At 69.9% G+C, this 21,300-nt stretch carries 18 protein-coding genes and 1 pseudogene; 10 read left to right on the top strand and 9 right to left on the bottom strand.

Annotated features, from left to right (window positions below):
* Window positions 1-322: 322 nt before the first annotated feature.
* Complete coding sequence (locus AC1U7O_RS12130) at window positions 323-706, top strand: hypothetical protein (protein WP_479895042.1); 384 nt, start codon at window positions 323-325, stop codon at window positions 704-706.
* Window positions 707-720: 14 nt separating this feature from the next.
* On the opposite strand, the gene AC1U7O_RS12135 is transcribed toward AC1U7O_RS12130, so the two are convergent.
* The 6 genes and pseudogenes from AC1U7O_RS12135 to AC1U7O_RS12160 form a co-directional block, all read right to left on the bottom strand.
* Window positions 721-1,089: a diacylglycerol kinase family protein gene (locus AC1U7O_RS12135; RefSeq protein WP_479895043.1), complete on the bottom strand. Its 369-nt coding sequence runs from the start codon at window positions 1,087-1,089 to the stop codon at window positions 721-723.
* A gap of 16 nt (window positions 1,090-1,105) precedes the next feature.
* Window positions 1,106-1,954 carry a phosphatase PAP2 family protein gene (locus AC1U7O_RS12140; RefSeq protein WP_479895044.1) on the bottom strand — a complete coding sequence of 283 codons (849 nt, stop codon included), beginning with the start codon at window positions 1,952-1,954 and terminating at the stop codon, window positions 1,106-1,108.
* Window positions 1,951-3,375 carry a tetratricopeptide repeat protein gene (locus AC1U7O_RS12145; RefSeq protein WP_479895045.1) on the bottom strand — a complete coding sequence of 475 codons (1,425 nt, stop codon included), beginning with the start codon at window positions 3,373-3,375 and terminating at the stop codon, window positions 1,951-1,953. The genes AC1U7O_RS12140 and AC1U7O_RS12145 overlap by 4 nt, the downstream gene beginning before the upstream one ends.
* A 45-nt stretch (window positions 3,376-3,420) precedes the next feature.
* Window positions 3,421-4,343 (bottom strand): annotated as a pseudogene (locus AC1U7O_RS12150) (IS630 family transposase); the annotation flags it as partial.
* 130 nt (window positions 4,344-4,473) lie between these two features.
* The gene (locus AC1U7O_RS12155; protein WP_479895046.1) at window positions 4,474-4,785 is read right to left on the bottom strand and encodes an RNA recognition motif domain-containing protein; all 312 of its coding nucleotides are present in this window, start codon (window positions 4,783-4,785) and stop codon (window positions 4,474-4,476) included.
* Between the two features lie 248 nt (window positions 4,786-5,033).
* On the bottom strand, window positions 5,034-5,774 hold the full coding sequence (locus AC1U7O_RS12160; RefSeq protein WP_479895047.1) for an HAD-IA family hydrolase: 741 nt from the start codon (window positions 5,772-5,774) through the stop codon (window positions 5,034-5,036).
* A gap of 143 nt (window positions 5,775-5,917) precedes the next feature.
* Here AC1U7O_RS12160 and AC1U7O_RS12165 point away from each other — a divergent pair, with 143 nt between their 5' ends.
* The 9 genes from AC1U7O_RS12165 to AC1U7O_RS12205 all read left to right on the top strand — a co-directional run bounded on the left by AC1U7O_RS12165 (window position 5,918) and on the right by AC1U7O_RS12205 (window position 17,527).
* Window positions 5,918-7,072, top strand: coding sequence for a response regulator (locus AC1U7O_RS12165; RefSeq protein ID WP_479895048.1), 1,155 nt, complete (start codon window positions 5,918-5,920; stop codon window positions 7,070-7,072).
* A 339-nt stretch (window positions 7,073-7,411) separates the two neighbouring features.
* Complete coding sequence (locus AC1U7O_RS12170) at window positions 7,412-10,291, top strand: valine--tRNA ligase (RefSeq protein WP_479895049.1); 2,880 nt, start codon at window positions 7,412-7,414, stop codon at window positions 10,289-10,291.
* Window positions 10,288-11,169 carry a carboxylating nicotinate-nucleotide diphosphorylase gene (gene nadC, locus AC1U7O_RS12175; RefSeq protein ID WP_479895050.1) on the top strand — a complete coding sequence of 294 codons (882 nt, stop codon included), beginning with the start codon at window positions 10,288-10,290 and terminating at the stop codon, window positions 11,167-11,169. The genes AC1U7O_RS12170 and nadC overlap by 4 nt, the downstream gene beginning before the upstream one ends.
* A gap of 4 nt (window positions 11,170-11,173) precedes the next feature.
* On the top strand, window positions 11,174-11,998 hold the full coding sequence (locus AC1U7O_RS12180; RefSeq protein ID WP_479895051.1) for a biotin--[acetyl-CoA-carboxylase] ligase: 825 nt from the start codon (window positions 11,174-11,176) through the stop codon (window positions 11,996-11,998).
* Between the two features lie 5 nt (window positions 11,999-12,003).
* Window positions 12,004-12,777, top strand: coding sequence for a type III pantothenate kinase (locus tag AC1U7O_RS12185; RefSeq protein WP_479895052.1), 774 nt, complete (start codon window positions 12,004-12,006; stop codon window positions 12,775-12,777).
* A 114-nt stretch (window positions 12,778-12,891) separates the two neighbouring features.
* The gene (gene grpE, locus AC1U7O_RS12190; RefSeq protein ID WP_479895053.1) at window positions 12,892-13,476 is read left to right on the top strand and encodes a nucleotide exchange factor GrpE; all 585 of its coding nucleotides are present in this window, start codon (window positions 12,892-12,894) and stop codon (window positions 13,474-13,476) included.
* A gap of 60 nt (window positions 13,477-13,536) precedes the next feature.
* Window positions 13,537-15,459: a molecular chaperone DnaK gene (gene dnaK / locus AC1U7O_RS12195; protein WP_479895054.1), complete on the top strand. Its 1,923-nt coding sequence runs from the start codon at window positions 13,537-13,539 to the stop codon at window positions 15,457-15,459.
* Window positions 15,460-15,582: 123 nt separating this feature from the next.
* Window positions 15,583-16,704 carry a molecular chaperone DnaJ gene (dnaJ, locus tag AC1U7O_RS12200; protein ID WP_479895055.1) on the top strand — a complete coding sequence of 374 codons (1,122 nt, stop codon included), beginning with the start codon at window positions 15,583-15,585 and terminating at the stop codon, window positions 16,702-16,704.
* Window positions 16,705-16,792: 88 nt separating this feature from the next.
* Complete coding sequence (locus tag AC1U7O_RS12205; RefSeq protein WP_479895056.1) at window positions 16,793-17,527, top strand: RsmE family RNA methyltransferase; 735 nt, start codon at window positions 16,793-16,795, stop codon at window positions 17,525-17,527.
* A gap of 93 nt (window positions 17,528-17,620) precedes the next feature.
* Here AC1U7O_RS12205 and AC1U7O_RS12210 read toward each other — a convergent pair whose 3' ends face one another.
* The 3 genes from AC1U7O_RS12210 to AC1U7O_RS12220 form a co-directional block, all read right to left on the bottom strand.
* On the bottom strand, window positions 17,621-18,580 hold the full coding sequence (locus AC1U7O_RS12210; RefSeq protein WP_479895057.1) for a WD40/YVTN/BNR-like repeat-containing protein: 960 nt from the start codon (window positions 18,578-18,580) through the stop codon (window positions 17,621-17,623).
* A gap of 4 nt (window positions 18,581-18,584) precedes the next feature.
* A complete protein-coding gene (locus AC1U7O_RS12215; RefSeq protein ID WP_479895058.1) occupies window positions 18,585-20,261 on the bottom strand; it encodes an IPT/TIG domain-containing protein in 1,677 nt (558 codons plus the stop codon).
* A gap of 146 nt (window positions 20,262-20,407) precedes the next feature.
* On the bottom strand, window positions 20,408-21,298 hold the full coding sequence (locus AC1U7O_RS12220) for a HEAT repeat domain-containing protein (protein WP_479895059.1): 891 nt from the start codon (window positions 21,296-21,298) through the stop codon (window positions 20,408-20,410).
* Window positions 21,299-21,300 lie beyond the last annotated feature (2 nt).

A 21,300-nucleotide genomic window follows, 5' to 3' on the forward strand; every position in this document is an offset into this window, starting at 1 on the left:
AGAAATGACGCAACGAATCACTCCAGGGTAAGATTTCCAAATGGCTTGACAGGGGCGGGCTGGGGCGCGGGAGATGCCGGAAACCCGCCCTCCCGCCCCCGGAAGAATCGAACGCCGCTCACCGGACCAGCGTCTCGAGCACGCCCCGTGGAATCCACCGGCGCAGTTCGAGGGTGGGCTTCCGGCCGGCGCGCGGTGTCGGCGATGTCCTTCCCGCGCCGGCGAGCCCCCGCCCGCCCCGTGACCCCATCCACGGACCTATGGTAAGGTCGAGGTGTGCCCATCCCTCCCCTGCCGGAGGAGACAGCCGCGGAGGTCCGCCATGTGGATGGTCCTGCTCCTGGCAAGCCGCCTGATCCTGACGGTCGGCTCCGCGTCGGCCGAGACGAGCTTTCTCTACGATTCAAGCGGCGGGTCCGCGATGATCATTTCGCCCGGCGACGGGTCCATGTCCTTCTACTACGGAAGCGACGGGACGACGGGGACGATCATTCGCCCCGGCGGCGGGGGAACCTCGTTCTACGATTTCAACCGGCCGGACGGGCAGCAGAGCACCGGCACGATCCTGACGGTGCCAAGTCCCCCATCGCCCCGGCCCTTACCGCCGCCGCTGGTGGCACCGCTCCCGCCCCTCTTTCCGGCGCCGGCACCGCCGCGGCTCGGAAGCCCGCCTGCACCGCCCCGGTGGCCGGACCGGCCTCGGTAGCGGCCCAGGGCCGCTCAACCGACGTGCGGGACGAAGACGGCGAGCCCGATGATCAGGGCCGTGACGCCGGCGATGAGGACGGCGGCGGCGGCCACATCCTTGATGAACCGCACCGCGTCGTGCTCGGCGGGGTGGAGGTGATCGAGGGTCTTCTCGATCATCGTGTTGAGCAGCTCCAGCGCCAGCACCCCGCCGATCGCCCCCAGGACGAAGAGCCACTCGACCCGCGAGAGGCCGACCGCGAGCCCCGCCGCGACGGTCAGGATCGCCACCGCGGCCTCGATGCGGAAGGATCGCTCCACCCGCCAGGCCGCGACGAGCCCGTTCCAGGCGTGGGCGAACTGCCGCAGCACGCTCGGACGATGTGAGGAGCCTGGCGCCATCGGGCTCGGGCTCCGGTCAGAACGCCTTCCCGATCGCCACCCCGGCTCCCATCCCGCGGTCCATGGTGATCGGGCGGATGTGCCAGTCGTCCGGCTCCTCGGCGTGGCGCTTGCTGAGGAAGTAGCCCATCCCCCACCCGATCAGGGCTCCGGCGACCACGTCGGAGGTCCAATGTTGATTCGTGTACAGCCGGGCGAAGGACACGGTGGCCGCAAGGGTATAGGCCGTCCAGGCCACCGGCCCCGGGTACCGCTCCGCGAAGACGGTCGCGACGGCGAAGCTCGCCGCCGCATGCCCGGAGGGGAAGGAGGTATCCAAGCCTGAGAAGGGCTTGAAATGGGTCGCCCCCTCATTCGCGTCCGGCCTCGCCCGGCCGGTGACAACCTTGAGGGCCGTGGCGGCAACGACGGCGAAGGCTTCCGCCTCCAGGCCGATGAGGCCCGTGCGCTTGAGCTTGTTCGACCCGCCGAACTCTTCCGTCGTCAGCCCGATCACGACCACCCCGGCGTTGATCCCGGCGAGGGCGGAGGGGCCGAGCCAGTTGTTCACCTTGTCGAAGGCGTTGACGCCGCCCGACGTGGTGTTGCGCTGGATGAGACGGTTGATGGGGTTGTCCACCGCCATCAGCCCGCCGACGACGGCGACCGCGCCTCCGAACGTGAGGGCGTCGTACCGGTCCATCCGCAGCGGCGAGGTCAGCAGCGCACCCGCGTCTTCCACGACCGCCCTGGCGCCGGCGGTGAGGGACTCGTCGCTGACATCCACCACCCGCGGCGGATCGCCGGCGACGGCCGGCGGCGCGCCGACGAAGAGCAGCAGGGACAGGAGGCCCGCGATGACGGCCGAGCAGCGGGCAGGACTCACGGGCTCGCCTCCTCCCCGCCCCGACCGCGGAATCGCCGCCGCAGGGTCACGATCGCGGGCAGACCGAGCAGCGCCGCCAGCCCCGCATCCACCGCCCGCCCGCCTTCCGGTGCGTCGCGACGCCCGGCGTGGCGGTCGGGCCTCGCGCAGCCCGAGGGTGGGGGGGCGAGGTAGGCCAGCCGCTTCCGGATTCGGGAGGTCGTCTGCTGGAAGTCGGAGGTGACGGGGACCTCCTTGAGGAAGGCGCGGTACTCCTGGACGGCCTCGGCCCTGGAGCCGGCGACGTCGAAGGTCGTGCCCAGACACAGGTGGCCGGCGGGCAGCCCGGGCTTCAGGCGGAGCGCCTCGCGGCAGGCCGCCATCGCCCCCTCGGTGTTCCCCCTGGCGCCCAACAGAATGCCGAGGGTCGCGTGGGCCTCCGCCAGGTCCGGCTTCAGGCGGACCGCCTCCCGCGCCTCGCCGATCGCGTCCTCCAGGTCGCCGCCCCAGTACAGCAGCGTCGCCAGGTCGGCCCGCGCGTCCGCGTAGCCGGGCTTGAGCGCGATCGCGGCCCGCAGCTCCTCGATGCCCGCGGGCAGGTCGCCCTGCCTGGCGAGCACCACGCCGAGATCGGCATGGGCCTCCGCGTAGGTGGGGTTGAGCTGGATCGCCTTCCGAAGCGATGCGACCGCCTCCGCAGGCCGGCCCTCTTCATAGAACAGGATGCCGTTGAGCCGGTGCGACGAGACGTTGTCCGGGTCGCGGTCCAGGACCTGGGCAACGAGGCCCTTGGCGAGACGCCTCGCGTCCGGCGTCGAATCGCCGTCCAAAAACTGCGGGTCCTCGCCGATGACGGAGGCCCAGGCCTGGGCCAGCATGGTCTGCGCCTCGGCCTGGTCCAGGGCCTGCCGCCGGGACTCGACCGCGGCCGTGACCTTCGTCGCGTCCACGAGCTCCTCCAGCTCGCGACTCGCGGCGACCGCCGCCTCTTCCGCCCGCCGCAGCAGGTCCCGGCACCGGAGCAGCTCGACGCGCGCACTCTCGTTCTCCCGCAGTCGGCGAACCATCTCCGCCGCCGCCCCGGTCTCCACCTGGCCGCCCAGGGCGATGCGGAGAACCGGCCGCCCCCCTTCAGTCAGGCTCTTGGGCCGGTCCGGCTGGCCCTCGACCAGCCCCATCACAAGGGCCTGGATCTCCTCCTGCGTCGGGGAGAGCCGGGCGACCTCCGGCGCGGTTTCGAGCTGCCTGACGGCCGTCTCGCGGACCCGCCTCCGGCCGTCGAGCAGGGCCAGCCGGATCGCGTCCGCCCTCGGATCATGAGGGCCGAGACGATGCTCGCCGGTCGCGGTCACGGAACGGAACTCGGCCCGCACCGAGGGGCAAGGGCCGGTCAGGAGCAGACAGGCAACCGACAGGATAGGCAGGCGGGCGAACGTCGTCACGAATCTCCCGGTCACGGATCGGTTGGGTCGCAAGCTCGCGCGAGGCTAGTGTAGTGTTCCGGAAATACGTTCACAAAGACGGCGGATCTTGGCGAGGATCGAGTCCGCCGTCGCGGTCCAGACAAAGGGTCGGGCTTGGGTGTTGTTAGTCTGCACGAAGTGATCGATCGTGGCGATCAATTCTTTGACGCTCCGGAAGGAGCCCCGGCGAATGGCCTGTTGCGAGATCCGACGGAACCAGAGTTCCCCTTGGTTGAGCCAGGACGCATACGTCGCCGTGTCGTGGACGTGGTAGCGGGGCGTGATGCCACCCACGTCTGGACCTTGGGATACTTGTGCGTGGCATAGTTATCGACGATGAGATGGACCTCCAGATCCTTAGGGCACACTGGCGTCGAGGTGGCGCAGAAACGCCAGAACTCCTGATGGCGAGGCCGCCGGCGACATTGGCTGATGACGGTCCCCGTCGCCACATTCAGGGCGGCGAACAAGGTCGTCGTACCGTGGCGCACGTAGTCGTGCGTCACACCCTCGACGTACCCCCACCCCAGCGGGAGGACGGGCTGCGTGCGATTGAGCGCCTGGACTCGGGGTTTTTCGTCGACGCACAGCACCAACGCCTTGTCCGGGGGATTGAGATAGCGGCCGACGATGTCCCGGACCTTCTCCACAAAGAAGGGGTCGGTGGAGCGCTTGAAGGTCCGCTGCCGATGGGGCTGGAGCCCAAACGCTTGCCAGACCCGGTGCACCGTGGATTTGGCGAGCCCGGTCGCCTCCGCCATCGCGCGACCGCTCCAGTGCGTCCCGGCCGCCGGCTTCGTGCGCAAGGTCTTCTGCACGAGCAGGGCGATCTCCTCCTCCGTCCGCGTGCGAGGACGCCCGGGGCGCAGGTCATCGTGCAGCCTGGCGAGGCGCTCGGTGACAAACCGCTGCCGCCATTTGCCCACGGTGGCGTTGGTCACGCCCAAGAGATGCCCACAAATAGACGCAAGGCATATGCCAATTACTTCAGGGACTCTACACTAGGCGGTGAAACGGCGGGGGGCTGCCGTGGTCCACGGCAGCCCCCTCGCCGAATCGGATCGGGCCTCCGATGCTTTACCAGCGGTCGCGCTTCCCGCCGCCGGCCCCGGACCGGCCGCCGCCCCCGCCCGTGCGCGGCTCCTGGGGCCGGGCCTCGTTGACGGTCAGCGTCCGGCCGCCCATCTGCGTCCCGTTCAAGGCCGCGATGGCCTTCTGGGCATCCTCCGCCGACGCCATCTCGACGAAGCCGAAGCCGCGGGACTGGCCCGTGAACTTGTCCGTGATCACCCGTGCAGACTCGACGGTGCCGTGCGCCGCGAACAGCTCGTTGAGCTGCTCCTCCGTGGCCGAGTAGGGCAAGCCGCCGACATAGATCTTCGAACCCATGAGGGGTTCCTCCTTGTGTGTGGGATATTGTCTTTGACTCGAGAACCGGGTACGGAAAGGACCAGGCCAAAGACGCGAGCTGCAGAGCGGCTTACGGCGAGCCTTCGCTCGGATTCCCGGGACAAAACAACATCGGGGCGGGGCCTCTTGTCTCGGATTCCCCCGGAGACCCCCCGGCGAGGGAATGGCGCGAGTCTACTATGGAGGCCCGGGGAAAGCAACGGCCGGGGGCCAGCCTCGCGCCGCGCCTACGCGGAGGCCCTGATCAGCGCCGGCAGCTCGGCCAGCGTCCTGATCCCCCGGACCGGCCCGCCGACCGCCGCGACCGCCGGCGCGGCGCGGCGCTGCGGATCGACCAGCACCGCCGCCATCCCCGCCGCCAACGCCCCCTCGGCGTCCTCCCGCAGGCTGTCGCCGACGTGCAGGGCCTCGTCCGCGTCCACCGCATGCTTGGCCATCGCCGCCCGGAAGATCTGGGGCGCGGGCTTGGCGGCCTTGGCGAAGCTGGACAACGTCACCGTGTCGAAGGCCTCGGCCAGGCCGAGGCCGCGCAGGACCGCGAACAGCCTCGTGTCGAAGTTCGAGATGATGCCCAGCTCGACGCCCTCCTCCCGCAGCGCCTTCAGCGTCTCGAGCGTGTCGGGATAGAGCTCCCAATGCTCCGGCCCCTCAAAGGCCCGGAACACCTCCTCGAAGTAGTCGTCGAACCCCTCGAACATCCCCACCCGGTAGAAGACGTTGTGCACGACGTCGAACCACCAGAGCCGCTCGCACCGCTTGATCGCCGTGGGATCGCTCACGGCGAAGACGGGCGCCGGCGCGTCGCGGAAGGCCCGCGCGAAGGCCTCCTCGACCGCGGCCAGCATCTCCGGCGTCTGTTTCACGCCGAACCGCTCCGCGTACCGGAGATAGATGCGGCCGACCGAGCCCTTCACCCGGAAGAGGGTCCCGGCGGCGTCGAAGAAGACGGTGGTGATGCGTTGGCTCATGCGCGGAGGCTCGGGGCGGGCCCGACGCGCGCCCATTCTAGCGACCCGGCCGGCGCGGCGTCAAAGCGCGGGGGCGCGCCGGCTTCCTTGACAAGGTCGGGGGCCTCTGTTAGCGTCGCCACCGACCGGCCACGGAGCTCGCCATGAGCGGGGTGCTCTTCGTCATCGATTCCAGCCCGGCGGTGCACCGTATCGTTCAGGAAGCCGCCAGGCTGGCCGACTGCGACCTCGTGGCCTTCCGTGACGGGCTCAGCGCCCTGGACGCCGCCCCGACCCTGAAGCCGGAGATGGTCCTCGCCGACTACCACATGGAGGGCGTCGGCTTCACCACCTTCTGCCAACGCCTGCGCGCCGTCGAGGGCGCGGCCGACAGTCCGGTGATCGGGTTCATTACCTTCTCGGACCAGCTCGACGAGGGCCTGCTCCGCTCCTTCGGCGTGAAGGCCCTCCTGACCAAGCCTCTCCATCCCGATCATCTGCTCCAGACGATCCGTCGCCTCCGCGACGGCTCCCCGGCGGACGCCGGACCCGACGCGGCGGCGCCGCCGCGGATCTCGCTCGCGGCCTCGTCGAGCCGGCTCGCCGGCATTCCGCTCGAACGACCGGACACGGACGGCCCGCGACCGTCCCCCGCCTCCGCCGCGGACCCGACCGTCGCCCCTCCGACCGCCCAGTCCGGGGCCGCGGCACCGGCCGCGCTCACCCGCTCCTCCTCCGCCATCGAGCGCGCCGTCCGCGACCTGACCGAGCTCCTGACCGACCTCGCCAGGGCCCAGGCCCGGGAGGCGGTCGCCGCCGCGCTCCCCGACCTCGTGGCCGCCGAGGTCCGCGCGCAACTGCCGCAGGCGATCCAGGCCGAGCTGCCCGCGATCGCCGAGGCCGCCGTGCCGAGGGGACAGGTGGAGGCATCGGCGCGGGACGCCGTGCGGCAGGCCCTGCCGGAACTCCTGAAGGAGCGGTTGAGCGAGATGGAGCCGGCGATCCGGCAGCACCTGACGGCGATCGCCCGACCCTTCGTCGAGCGGGTCGCGGAAACGGTCGCCCGCGACCTGGTGGGCCCGGCCGTGCAGCAGCACCTCGCCGGCGCGCTGCGCGAGCACGTGGGCCCGGTCGAGCAACTGGTCAAGGACGCGGTGGAGGCGGCCGTCCGGGATCAGGTCGGGCGGGCGGCCGAGGCCGGCGTGCGCGACGTGGCGCGCGAGGTGACGCGGCAGACGGCGGAGCGGATCGTGCGGGACCTGGTACCGGACCTCGCCGAGGCGGCGATCAAGGAGGAAATTCAGCGCCTCACCGCATGACGCCCCGTCAGCGCTTGACGCGCTTCGTCCGGCGCGCGCGCGCGAGCGCCTTCATCCTCTCGCGGTTCTTCCGGTGCTTGCGCCTCACCCGGCGGTCCTTCTCCCTGCCCCGTGCCATAGAGTCCGATCTCCTTGTTCGCCCGTGACGCCGCCGCGCGATGACCCCGAGACCGCTCGGTTTCCGGCGGGAATGCGGCGCGAGATATAGCACATCGGCCGCGGCCCCGACAAGCGGCGCGACGCGCGCAAACGCCCCGCCGGGCGCGGTCTCCCCCGCGCCGGTCGCCTTGCGAGCCTCCGGACCGCGTGCTAAGATGCGCCACCCCTGTCGATGCGACCATGCCGCTTCGCCAACTCGAGAAGACCTATGACCCCAGGCAGGTCGAGGAACGCTGGTACCGGTTCTGGACCGAGCGGGGGTATTTCCACGCCAAGCTCGACCATCCGGGCGAACCCTACACCATCGTCATCCCCCCACCGAACGTCACGGGCGTCCTCCACATCGGGCACGCGCTCAACAACAGCCTCCAGGACATCCTGATCCGCTGGCGGCGGATGCAGGGCCGCAACGCGCTCTGGCTGCCCGGCATGGACCACGCGGGGATCGCCACCCAGAACGTCGTCGAGCGCCAGGTCCTGGCGGAAGGCACGACGCGCGAGGCCCTGGGCCGGGAGCGGTTCATCGAGCGCGTCTGGGCCTGGAAGGCCCAGTCCGGCGGGACGATCATCCAGCAGTTGAAGCGGCTCGGCGCCTCCTGCGACTGGGACCGCCTGCGCTTCACGATGGACGAGGGCCTGTCCCGCGCCGTCCGCGAGGTCTTCGTCCGGCTGCACGAGGACGGGCTCATGTACCGCGGGGAGCGGCTGATCAACTGGTGCCCGCATTGCCTGACCGCCCTCTCCGACATCGAGGTCGAGCACGCGGACCACACCGGCGAGCTCTACCACGTCCGCTATCCGGTCGAGGGCGAGCCGTCGCGCGCGCTGACCGTCGCGACGACCAGGCCCGAGACGCTGCTCGGCGACACGGCGGTGGCCGTGCATCCGGAGGACCCGCGCTACCGGGACCTGATCGGTCGGCGCGTCCGCCTCCCCCTCACCGGACGCAGCGTCCCGATCGTCGGCGACCCCATCCTGGTGGACCGCGAGTTCGGCACCGGCGCGGTTAAGATCACGCCGGCGCACGACTTCAACGACTTCGAGGCGGGCGAGCGGCACGGCCTGAATCGGATTGCCCTCCTTGACGAAAAGGCCTGTTTTTCCCCACTAGGCCTCTACGATGCTGACGTTGAGGACTCCGTGCGGGAACGTCTGGCCGGGCAACCGGTCCACAAGGCGCGTGCGATCGTGGCCGACCTCCTCAAGAAGCGCGGGCTCCTCGAGAAGGTCGAGCCCCACAAGATGGCGCTCGGGAAATGCTATCGCTGCAAGACAGTGGTCGAGCCCTACCTGTCCCCCCAGTGGTTCGTCAAGGTCACGCCGCTGGCCGAGCCGGCGATCCGGGCGGTGGAGGACGGGCGCATCCGCATCGTCCCCGAGAGCTGGAAGAACAATTACCTGGGCTGGATGCGGGACATCAAGGACTGGTGCGTCTCCCGCCAGATCTGGTGGGGCCACCAGATTCCGGCCTGGTACTGCACACGATGCAACCGTGACCACATCGGCAGGACCGCGCACGCGGCTATGGCGTCCGGGGAGGGAGGACAACTTCCTGAACCAACATCACAGTCGTTCTACATCACGACACAAGCAAAGCCAATCGTGTCCAGGTCGGAACCCAAAACCTGCCCGACCTGCGGCGGCGCCGACTTCCTCCAAGACCCCGACGTGCTCGACACCTGGTTCTCCTCCGCCCTGTGGCCCTTCTCGACGCTGGGCTGGCCGGACGAAACGGAGGACCTCAAGACCTTCTATCCGACTTCGACGCTGGTCACGGGCCTGGACATCCTCTTCTTCTGGGTCGCGCGGATGATCATGATGGGGCTCAAGTTCACGGGCCGGGCGCCCTTCCACGACGTCTACATCCACGCCCTCGTCCGCGACGCGGAGGGGGAGAAGATGAGCAAGTCGAAGGGCAACGTCGTGGACCCGCTGGAGGTCATGGAGCGCTACGGGACCGACGCCCTGCGCTTCACGCTCGCCTCCCTGTCCACGCCCGGCCGCGATGTCAAGCTGGTCCGGGAGGTCAAGAAGGAGTTGGAGGGCGGCTGGCGCGCGCCGCAGATCGAGGGCTCGCGCAACTTCGCCAACAAGCTCTGGAACGCGGCCCGCTTCATCCTGATGCATCTGGAGGGGCCGGCGGAGGCGGCGCCCCCGGTGCAGCGGCCCTTCCCCGACCGCTGGATCCTGAGCCGGCTGAACCGGGCGATCCGCGAGACCGGCGCGGCGCTGGAGGCCTACCGCTTCGACCAGGCGGCGAGCACGCTCTATCAATTCATCTGGCACGAGTACTGCGACTGGTACCTGGAGATGATCAAGCCCGCCCTGAGCAGGGGCGACGGGCCTGTCCTGAACAAGGCCGAGGGCGCGGCGGCCTCCGACTCCTTGGAGGCGCGATGCGCGCGGCGGACCCTGCTGGAGTCCTTCGAGACGATCCAGCGCCTGCTGCATCCCTTCATGCCCTTCATCACCGAGGAGATCTGGCAGAGCCTCCCCCACGAGGGCCAAACCCTGATGCTCGCGCCTTACCCGACGCCGGTCGCCGACTGGGAGGCACCGGAGGCGGAGGGCGCATTCGCGCTCCTGGAGCGGGTCGTGACGACCGCCCGCATGGGCCGCGCCCTGCTGGGCTACCCGCCCGGCACGCCCATGGCCTTCTTCGCCGCGGCGTCGGAAGCAAGCCGCCGCTCGATGCTCGCCGATCTGGAAGCCCACCTTGGGCCCCTGAGCCGCGGGACCTTCACGATCGCCCCCGTGGGTGACTGGCCGCCGTCGGACCTCCTCCGGCTCGCGGTCGAGGACCTGACCGTCGGCGTGGTGGTCGAGGGCGACGTGGACCTCGGCAAGGCGCTCGCCCCGCTCGCCAAACAGCAGGCCGACAACGGCAAGGAGCTGACGCGCCTTGAGGGGAAGCTCGCGAGCCGCGAGTTCACGGACAAGGCCCCGCCCGAGGTTGTGGCCGAGCACCAGGCGCGGGTGCGCGCGATCCGCGCCGAGCAGGCGATCCTCGCGAGCAGCGAGGCGCAGCTCCGGGCGATGATCGAGGCGAGACGTCGGTGACGCAGCCCCCCCGAGCACAGATCGTCGCCGCAGTGCGGGCCGCGCTCGACGAGGACCTCGCCCTGGGCGATGCGACCACCGAGGCCCTCATCCCGGAGGCCGTGGCGGCCCGCGGGACGATCGTCGCGCGGCATCCCATGATCCTCGCCGGCGTGGCCGTAGCGCGTGAGGTCTTCGCCCAGGTGGACGAGTCCCTCCGCATGGTCCGCGCGCTCCGCGACGGCGCCGCGGTCCCGGCCGGCCGCACCGTGCTCGTGGTGGAAGGCGACGCGCGGTCCATCCTGGCGGCGGAGCGGGTCGCGTTGAACTTCCTCCAGCGCCTCTCCGGCATCGCGACCCTGACCAAACGATTCCACGAGGCGATCCGCGCCCACCCGACCCGCATCCTCGACACGCGCAAGACGACGCCGGGGCTGCGGGCGCTGGAGAAGTGGGCGGTCCGGCTCGGGGGCGGTCTGAGCCATCGCCGCTCGCTCGGCGACGGCCTCCTCATCAAGGACAACCACCTGGCCGTCCTGCGGGCCCGGGGCGTCGGCTTGGCGCAGGCCTGTCGGCTCGCACGCGAGCGCGGCCCCCACGGGCTCCGGGTGGCAGTCGAGGTCCAGTCGCTGGCAGAGGTGAAGGAGGCGCTCACGGGCGGCGCCGACGTGATCCTGCTGGACAACCTGACGCCGGCCCAGGTCCGGACCGCTGTGGCCCGGATCAAGGGCCGGGCGCTGGTGGAGGTGTCCGGCGGCCTCACGCTGGCCCTCGCGCCGGCCATGGCGGCGGCGGGGGCCGACTACCTCTCGATCGGCGCGCTGACGCATTCGGCCCCGGCGGCGAACCTGAGCCTGGACCTGGTCGCGCTGCGCGGCCGGTGGACCGGCGGGCGGTGATCCCATGACCCGTTCGACCGGCGAAGGGGCCATGACCGTGCCGGCGATCCAGATGCGGCTCCGGACCAGGGCCTTCGGCCGGAGACTTCATCTCTTGGATGAGGTCGGATCCACCAACGAGCAGGCCCTCGCGCTCCTCCAACAGGGCGAGCCGGACGGGACGACGGTCGTCGCCGACCGTCAGACGGCGGGACGGGGACGGCAGGGGCGCTCCTGGCATTCCCCGCCGGGGCGGAACCTGTACTTCTCGGTCATCCTGCGCCGCCGCGTGGCGCGGCGGCAGCTTGCATCCTGGCTTCCCTGGGTTCCCCTCGTGTCGGCCCTGGCGGTGGCGCGCGCGGTGGAGGCCGGGACCGGCCTGCGCCCGAGCCTCAAGTGGCCCAACGACCTCCTCCTGGGCGCCCGCAAGGTCGGCGGGCTGCTCTGCGAGAGCGGGGCCCTGTCTTCGGAGGAGCCGGCGGTGGTCGTCGGGGTCGGCCTGAACGTCAACCAGCCGGCCGACGCCTTTCCGGCGGAGCTCAGGGACATCGCCACGTCCCTTGCCGTCGAGGCGGGGCAGAGCTTCGACCGGGCGACGCTCCTCGCGGCCCTGCTGAACGAACTCGAGCCGACGCAGGACCGCCTGCTCGGTCCGGAATCTCGGTCGGTCCGGGACGAGTACCGGACCCGCTGTGCAACGCTCGGACGCCTGGTCCAAGTCACCCTCGCCGGCGGCGAGAGCCTGGTCGGATCGGCGGAGGCGCTCGGCGACGACGGCGCGCTCGTGGTCAGACCCGAGGGCGGGGAGGCCGTCGAGGTCCGGGCGGCCGACATCACCCATCTGCGGTGACTCCCATGCTGCTCGCGATCGACATCGGGAACTCGCAGGTGGTCGTCGGCGTCTTTGAGGGGCGAACCCTCCGGGCCCACTGGCGGCTGGCCACGGACCAGTCGAAGACGACGGAGGAGTACGGCGTGCTGTTGTTGAGCCTGCTCCGGATGGCGGACCTGTCGCCCGCCGCGATCACCGGCGCGATCCTCTCCAGCGTCGTCCCGCCGTTGACGCCCACGTTTCAGGCCCTCACGGAAACCTACTTCCGGCGCCCGCCGTTGCTCGTGAGCCCGGAGCTGGACACGGGCCTGACCCTCGCCTATCCCAACCCGCGGGAACTCGGAAGCGACCGGATCGTCAACGCAGCCGCGGCCTACGACTGTTACAAGACCGCTTTGATCATCGTGGACTTCGGCACCGCCACCACCTTCTGCGCCGTCACACAGGCCGGCGAATACCTTGGCGGAGCCATCGCGCCGGGGCTCGCCGTCGCCGCGGAAGCCCTGACGGCGCGCACCGCCAAGCTTCCGAAGGTCAACCTGGTCCGGCCCAAGACCGTCATCGGCCAGGACACGACCGGCAGCATCCAGTCCGGCCTGATCTTCGGCTACACCGGCCTCGTGGACGAGCTCGTCACCCGCATGCAACGGGAGCTCGGCCAGCCGGGCAAGGTCGTCGCGACCGGAGGGCTGGCCTCGATCATCGCCCCCGAGTCCCGCACGATCCAGGAAGTGCGGCCTTTCCTCACGCTCGAGGGCTTGGAGCTGCTGTACCGACGCACCAGCGGGAACGAGTAACGCCGTCCTTTCGCGCCTTCTTGCGAGCAACCCGCGGGGGAAAAAGAATAATCTTCTCCCGCGGTTGACTTCGAAACCCCTGTGGCTATCTCCACCGCACCATAGGTGCGCCGGATGGCGGAACACGAAGAGAGCCCCAATACATTCAGCGAGTTGGAGCAGGATGCCGGCGCCCCTCGGGACGAGGAGCCGGGCGTCGGTTCTCCTGGTCAGACGGAAACCGCACGCCAGTCCTCGACGACGCCGCATGCGGAACTGCAGGGTCTGCAGGACCGGTATCTCCGCTTGGCCGCCGAATTCGAGAACTATAAGCGGCTCAGCCAGCGGGACCAGCGGGAGCAGGCGCGCTTCGCCAACGAAACCCTGCTCAGAGAGTTGCTCCCGACCGTGGACAATCTGGAGCGGGCGCTGGCCTGCGCGAAGGACGGCAAGGGCACCGACGGGCTCGTTCAGGGGGTCGAGCTGACGCTCAAACAGCTCGTGGAGACCCTGGCCAAGTTCGGCGTCACCGCGGTGGCGGGGCCGGGCCAGCCGTTCGACCCCGCCTGCCACCAGGCCGTGGCGCGCCTGGAATCCGAGACCGCGCCGGAGAACACGGTGGTCGAGGTGTACCAGAAGGGGTACTTCCTGCACGATCGGCTCTTGAGGGCCGCGATGGTCGCCGTCGCCGCCCCGCCGAGCGGCGACAGGGAGTCCTGATCGGACGACGCAAGGGGCGGAGCGAACGCGGAGCACAGGGATAAGGGAAGGAGTCATCCTATGGGCAAGGTCATCGGGATCGATCTGGGCACGACCAATTCCTGCGTCGCCATCATGAGCGGCGGCGACCCCGTCGTCATCGCCAACGCCGAGGGCAGCCGGACGACCCCGTCGGTCGTCGCCATCACGGACAAGGGCGAGCGGCTCATCGGACAGATCGCCAAGCGGCAAGCCATCACGAACCCAGAGCACACCATCTTCTCGGTCAAACGGCTGATGGGCCGCAAGTACAACTCGCGCGAAGTCCAGCAGGCGATGAAGCGGCTGCCCTACAAGGTCGTGCCGGCCGACAACGGCGACGCGCACGTCGAGATCCGCGGCAAGCGCTACAGCCCGCCGGAAGTCTCTGCGATGATCCTCCAGAAGATGAAGCAGACCGCCGAGGACTACCTCGGCGAGAAGGTCACGGAAGCCGTCATCACCGTGCCCGCCTACTTCGACGACAGCCAGCGCCAGGCGACGAAGGACGCGGGGCAGATCGCCGGCCTGACCGTGCTGCGCATCATCAACGAGCCGACCGCCGCCTCCCTCGCCTACGGGCTCGACAAGAAGAAGGACGAGCGAATCGCGGTCTACGACCTCGGCGGCGGCACCTTCGACATCTCGATCCTGGAGATCGGCGAGGGCGTCTTCGAGGTCAAGTCCACCAACGGCGACACCTACCTCGGCGGCGACGACTTCGACCAGCGGATCATGGACTGGCTGGTGGACGAGTTCAAGAAGGACCAGGGCATCGACCTCCGCAACGACCGGATGGCGCTGCAGCGCCTGAAGGAGGCGGCCGAGCGCGCCAAGATCGAACTGTCTTCCTCGCAGGAGACGGAGATCAACCTCCCCTTCATCACCGCGGACCAGTCCGGCCCCAAGCACCTGCTGATGAAGCTCACGCGCGCCAAACTGGAGCAGCTCGTGGACGACCTGATCCAGCGCACGATCGAGCCCTGCAAGAAGGCGCTGGCCGACGCGGGCGTCACCGCGCGCGACATCGACGAGGTCGTGCTGGTGGGCGGGATGACCCGGATGCCCAAGGTCATCGAGACCGTCAAGAGCTTCTTCGGCAAGGAGCCGCACCGGGGCGTGAACCCCGACGAGGTGGTGGCGATCGGCGCCGGCATCCAGGGCGGCGTGCTCAAGGGCGAGGTGAAGGACGTGCTGCTCCTGGACGTCACGCCGCTCTCGCTGGGCATCGAGACGCTCGGCGGCGTGTTCACGCGGCTGATCGAGCGCAACACCACGATCCCGACGAAGAAGAGCCAGATCTTCTCCACCGCCTCCGACAACCAGACCGCGGTGACGATCCGCGTCTTCCAGGGCGAGCGGGAGATGGCGAACGACAACAAGCTGCTCGGCCAGTTCGACCTGGTCGGCATCCCCCCGGCGCCGCGCGGCGTGCCGCAGATCGAGGTGACCTTCGACATCGACGCCAACGGGATCGTGCACGTCCAGGCGAAGGACCTCGCGACGCAGAAGGAGCAGTCGATCCGGATCACCGCCTCCAGCGGACTGTCCAAGGACGAGGTCGAGAAGCTCGTGCGCGACGCCCAGGCCCACGCGGACGAAGACAAGAAGCGCCGCCGCCTCGCGGAGGCGCGCAACCAGGCCGATTCGCTCATCTACCAGACGGAGAAGAACCTGACCGAGCACGGGGACAAGGTGGGCGAGGACGACCGGAACAAGATCAAGGACGCCATCACCGCGCTGAGGAAGGCGATGGAGGGCGACGACCCCGCCGCGATCGAGTCGGCCGTGCAGTCCCTCACGACCGCCCAGCACAAGCTGGCGGAGGAGATGTACAAGAAGACCGCGGGCGCCGCGTCGTCGGCCCAGGACACCGGCCCCGGCGGCAACGGCGGCGGGTCGGCCAAGACCGACGAAAAGGTCGTCGACGCGGAATTCGAGGAAGTGGACAAGGACAAGAAGTAATCGAACAAGCCGTCAGTCGTCGGCCATCAGCGTTCAGCGGGACGGCGCCGAGCCGACTCGGCCCGGCGTTTCTGCTTCTCCGGAAGCCGACGGCTGAGGGCTGAGCGATGAGGACTGCCGGCCATGGCTCCCGTGGCAAAGCGCGACTACTACGACATCCTGGGCTTGGACCGCGCCGCGTCGGACGAGGACGTCAAGAAGGCGTTCCGCAAGCTCGCCCGCCAGTACCACCCCGACCTACAGAGCAACGACCAGCAGAAGAAAGCCGCCGAGGAGAAGTTCAAGGAGATCAACGAGGCCTACGAGGTCCTGAGCGACCCCGAGAAGCGGAAGCGCTACGACATGTTCGGCCATGCCGGCGAGCAGCAGGGCTTCGGCGGCTTCGACTTCGGCCAGGGCGGCTTCGGCGACATCTTCAACGACATCTTCGAGGATTTCTTCGGCTCCGGCGGCCGCGGCCGTCCGCGGGCCGAGCGCGGGTCGGACCTTCAGTACAACCTGGAGCTCTCCTTCGAAGAGGCCGTCACGGGCAAGGAGGCCAAGCTCAAGATCCCGCGGTGGGAGCACTGCCAGGACTGCCAGGGCACCGGCGCCCGGTCGCCGGCCTCGCTGAAGGTCTGCCCGAGCTGCAAGGGCGCGGGGCAGCTCCGGTTCCAGCAGGGCTTCTTCAGCGTGAGCCGGCCGTGCAACCATTGCGACGGCGCGGGCCAGATCGTCACCGAGCCCTGCCAGACGTGCCGCGGGCGGAAGCGCGTCTACCGCGAGCGCACCCTCGCCGTGAACATTCCGGCCGGCATCGAGTCCGGCATGCGCCTGCGCCTCGCCAACGAGGGCGAGCACGGGGTCAACGGCGGCCCGCCCGGCGACCTGTACGTGGCCGTCACGGTCAAGCCCCACCCCCTCTTCAGTCGCAAGGGCACGGACCTCCTGTGCGACATCCCGATCAGCTTCGTCACCGCGGCGCTCGGCGGCAAGGTGGAGGTGCCGACGCTGACGGGCTCCACCATCGTCAAGATTCCGCCCGGCACGCAGCACGACAAGGTCCTGCGGCTCAAGGGCCAGGGCGTGCCCAGCCTGCGCGGGCAGCAGCCCGGCGATCAACTCCTTCGGATCAAAGTACAGATCCCGACCAAGCTCACGGCCAGGCAGAAGGACCTGCTCGCGCAGTTCGCCAAGGAGAGCGGGATCGCCACCGACGCCGAGGGCGAGGGGTTCTTCGAGAAGATGAAGAGCCTCTTCGATTGACCCCGGGGACGTGACGCGTGACGCCCCTCTCGTTCGACGCGTCACGCTTCACGAACGACGCCGCGCCCGCCCCTCGTCCACGATGCCGGTGTTCTTCATCCAGTCCAGCCAGGCCCGGGACGGCGTGGTACGCCTGACCGGCCCCCTCCTGTCGCATCTGCGCGACAGCCTCAGAACGGCCGTCGGGGAGGAGATCCGGCTGGCCGACGAGCACCGCCGCCGGTATCGGGTCCGCGTGACCGCGCTGGACCGTCTCGCGCTGACGGGCGTGGTGCTGGAGATGGAAGAGGGGACGGCCCCGCGCGTCCCCGCCCTCATCGTGGGGCAGTGCCTGCTCAAGGGCGAGCGGATGGACTGGGTCGTGCAGAAGGCGACCGAGCTGGGCGCCGCCGCGCTCGTGCCGCTGGTGTCCGAGCGCAGCGTCGTCAGGCCCAGAGCCGGCCGGATGGACCACCAGCGGGATCGCTGGCAGCGGATCGCCCATGAAGCGGCGCAACAAAGCGAGCGATGGGACCTACCGGAGATCGCCGCGCCGCTGGAAGCGAGCCAGTTCTTCGCCCGGAAGCCCCGGCCCGAGCTGGCCCTGATCCTCAGCGAGCGCGGTCCCGGCGACCCCCTGTCCGCCCTCGTTCTGCCGGAGAGCCCGCAAGCCCGGATCGCGTTGGCCGTCGGTCCCGAGGGGGGCTGGGCGGCTCAGGAGCTGCGGGAGGCCATCGCGGCCGGTTTCCATCCGGTGACGCTCGGCCCGCAGATCCTCCGGGCCGAAACGGCGACGCTCGCCGCGCTGGTCGTCATCCGGAGCCGGCTGGGAGAGCTGGGGTGAGTAGAGCGCGCGGAATTGAGGAGTGCGGGATCGAGGAGGGTCCCCCCGCACGGGCCCACGCCTTCAATCCTCAATCTTCAATCACCCAATGACTCAATTCCCCGTGATGTGGAGAATCGTCCCCCCCTCGCCGCTGGCCCATCCGTGGAGGGGACCGACGAAGGAGAGCCCGAAAAGGGATACCTTGGCGCCGTTTTCCACCGGCATCCAGCTGAAGCCGGCGTCGGTCGTCCGGTAGATCGCCCCGCGCTCCCCGACGATCCAGCCGGTCTTGGGGTCCGTGAACCGGACGCGGATCAGGTCGAACGGCTTCACGCAGCCGCGGGTGCAGGGCAGGGTTCGATCCACCCAGGTCGCCCCGCCGTCGAGGGTCTGAAACATCGCGCCGGCGTTCCCGACGGCCCAGGCGTTCGACGCGTCGGCGAAGACGATGTCGAAGAACGTCGCGGCGCTCTGGCCGGTGTCCCGCTGGGCCCAGGTCTTCCCGCCGTCTTCCGTCACCAGGATCGTGCCGAGCGCGCCGACCGCGCCCCCGCGCCGTTCATCCGCAAAGTGGACGCCGTACAGCGCCGCATTCGAGCCGCTCGCTTGGTCTTCCCAGTGGAGGCCGCCGTCCGCAGTGTACAGGATCAGTCCGTTGGCGCCGACTGCCCAGCCGACCGAGGGGTTCAGGAAGAACAGGCCGTAGAGCGTGGCCTGGACCCCGCTGGCCTGCCGGGTCCACTTCTCCCCGCCGTCCGCGCTGTGAAGGATCGTGCCGTTGGCGCCGGTCGCCCAGCCATTTCGCTGGTCGGCGAAGAACACGGCAGTCAGCAGCACGCCGGTGCCGCTCGGGACGACGCGCCACCGCCGGCCGCCGTCCGTGGTCCTGAGAATCGTGCCGCCCGCCCCCACGGCCACGCCAGCCTTGCCGTCGCGGAAGTGGATGCCCATGAGGGACAGGGCCGTGCCGCTCTTCTGGGCGACCGTGACCGGCCCACCCGCCGACACGACACCGGCCGGAAGGCCGACCGTCAGGCAGACACACAGGGCCGTGAGCCGCAGGGCGCGCATGGGATCAGTCCCGACCCGGCTGCTTGTCGCTGAAATAGCCCTGATCCGGGAGGCCCTTGGGAATGATGGTGAACTGGCCGGCCTCGACCGTGACCCACTTCTTCGGCGTGCAGCATCCGCCGTCCGGGAGAAGGTCCCAGGAGCCGCGCCGCACGACCAACGGGCCGGTCAACGGATCGGCCAGGAAGCCTTGCTTCGTCCCGAAACCGAACGCGTGGCGGTGGGGCACCCGGACCTTGATCTCCGTGTCGGTCCACGAGAGGACCAACCCCGCGATGCCGTTGAAGAGGACCTCGCTGCGCGACACGTTCTCGCCGAGCTCGACCATCAAGTTGTCGTGCGCGTTCTCGTTCAGGCCCGGCTGGGTCGCCTCCATCGTCTTGAGGAAGTTGCCGAAGCCGGAGCCCGTGATCGTCACCACTTCGTCGAGGCCCGCGGACGTCGGACTGTAGGACTCCACCCGCGGCGTGACGAGCGTGAAGGTCCCCGCCTCCACCCGGACCACGCCGCGCTCCGCGCAGCAGGAGCCGTCCGGGTTCGGCACGGTCGCCCCCCGCTTGACGATCACCGGCCCCCCCTTGGTGCTGTAGGGCACCCAGACGTCGATCTTGTCGTCGTGCCACCGATAGACGATCGCCGGCACGCCGCCGATCTCCACCCCGTTCTCGCCCTTGTCGAAGTCGAGGAACGCGAAGGGCGTCGAGCCGCTCTCGGAGAAGAAGCCGAAATGCTCGCCGGTGATACGGACGAGGCTGCCGATGGGGGCATGGTCCGGGGAGAGGCCGGTGACCCTGGACACCGTCACCGTGAAGCTGCCGAGCATCCGCTCCACCTTCCCCCGCTTCAGGATCAGCGGGCCGCTGACGGCGTTCAGCGGGACGTGGACTACGATGAGCTTGTCCGACCACTGCGCCACGGTGGCCGGCCGGCCGCCGAACAGCACCGCGTCGTCCGGCGCCTTGTTCGTCCCGAACCCGCGGCCGAACAGGACGACCTTCGTCCCCACCGGACCGGACACCGGGTCCACCCGGATCGTTGGCATGACGGTCAACGGCGCCGCGTTGCTCACCGTATAGGCGACCGGCGCGCAGCAAGAGCCGTCGGGCAGCGGGTCGTAAGAGGCGAGCCGGACCACGACGTCGCCGGTCTCCGCGTTGGCCGGCACCTCCGCCTCGATCTTGGTGTCGCGCCACTTGCGGACCTTGGCCGGCACGCCGGCGATCAACACGTCGTTGACGCCGAACATCGAGTTCGGGTCCTTGGAGCCGGCCGTGTTGCCGAAATGCTCCCCCGTGATCTGGATCACGGCGCCGGGCTCGATCTCCGCGGGCGAGACCGCCTGCACGACCGGCTTGGTGACGGTGAAGGCACCGGCCCGGATCTTCTTCCTGTCCCGCACGACCTCGACGGGTCCGCTCGTCGCGCGCAGGGGCACCCGGACCTCGATCAGCTCCGGCTCCCACCGCTGGACCAGCGCGGGCACGCCGTTGAACAGGACGCGGTTGGCCTTGGTGGACTTGAAGGCGCCGAAGCCCTTGCCGGTGATGACCACGGCGGCGCCGGGCGAGGCGGCCTCGGGCGACAGGGCGGCCGCGGCCCAGGCCCGCGCGGCGGAACCGGCCATGGCCAGGAGCAGGACGGCGGACGCAACGATCAGACGTGGAACGCTCGGGTATCTCATGGCATTGATCGTAATCCGATCCTCCTGGCGCCGGTGACGCTCCCCGCACGCCAGAGGGAGGAAGGCCGGGACGGAGGCTCGTCGGAATTGAAGGTTGAGGCACTATAACAATCGCGGAAAATTCATGTCAAGCAAGGTGGACACGCTCACGGTCTCGTCGCGAGCGCCGCCGCGGCCGCCGCCCGGACCTCGCCGGCCTGGTCGGGACCGGCGGCCCGCTCCAGGGCCGCGCGGGCCATCGGCCCGGGGATCACGCGCAGCGCCTCGACCGCGGCCAACCGCAGTCGCCGCTCCTTGTGCCGCACCAGCCGCTCCAGCGCGGGCACCGCCCGCGGCTCCTGCAGCCGGCCGAGCTCGCGGATCGTGTTCTCCTGCGCCTGGCTGAGATAGACGACCTCGGTCGGCGCCATCGAATGGCCGTCCTGCGGATGGTCGAGCTTGGAGGAGTCGAAGTCGTTCAGGCGCTCCAAGCCCTGCACGAGGGCGCCCGTCCGGTCCAAGCGGGAGAGGACGCGCCCGCGCACCAGGTCGCCGATGAGGTACAGGTAGGGGTTGGCCTCGAGCCGGGCCAGCGACTCCAGGTAGGGCGGGGTCGCCGTCTCCTCCGAGGGCGCGGGCTCGCGGATCGTGTAGTCGAGCAGCGGCCCGAGCGTCTCGTGCTCCAGCAGGACCCGGCAGGAAAAATCGGTCCCGTAGTGGTCGATCCCGTACTCCCGGCCCCGCTCCTCGCGGTAGTCCAGCACCAGCGTCAACTCGTGCGGCTCCGTCCGCTCGCGCACGGTCGCGAGGCCGGCGGCGGTCAGCTTCCGCCGCACCGTGGCCTCCACGTCGAAGAGGGTGCGGCCGCGCGGCATCCAGGTGCTCACGCGCACGTCGAGATAGATGCGCAGCGGGCCCGCGAGCACCCGCGCGTCGGCCTCCGTGAGCGGCCGATCGGCCGGTCCCCCCGCCAGTGCGGGGGCCCAGAGCAGCACCACCGCCGCGAAGGCCAGCGCCCTGCCCGCCGCCCGCCCCTTTTCCGTCGTCCGCGCGTCCATCC

Source organism: Candidatus Nitrospira neuquenensis (assembly GCF_979578155.1).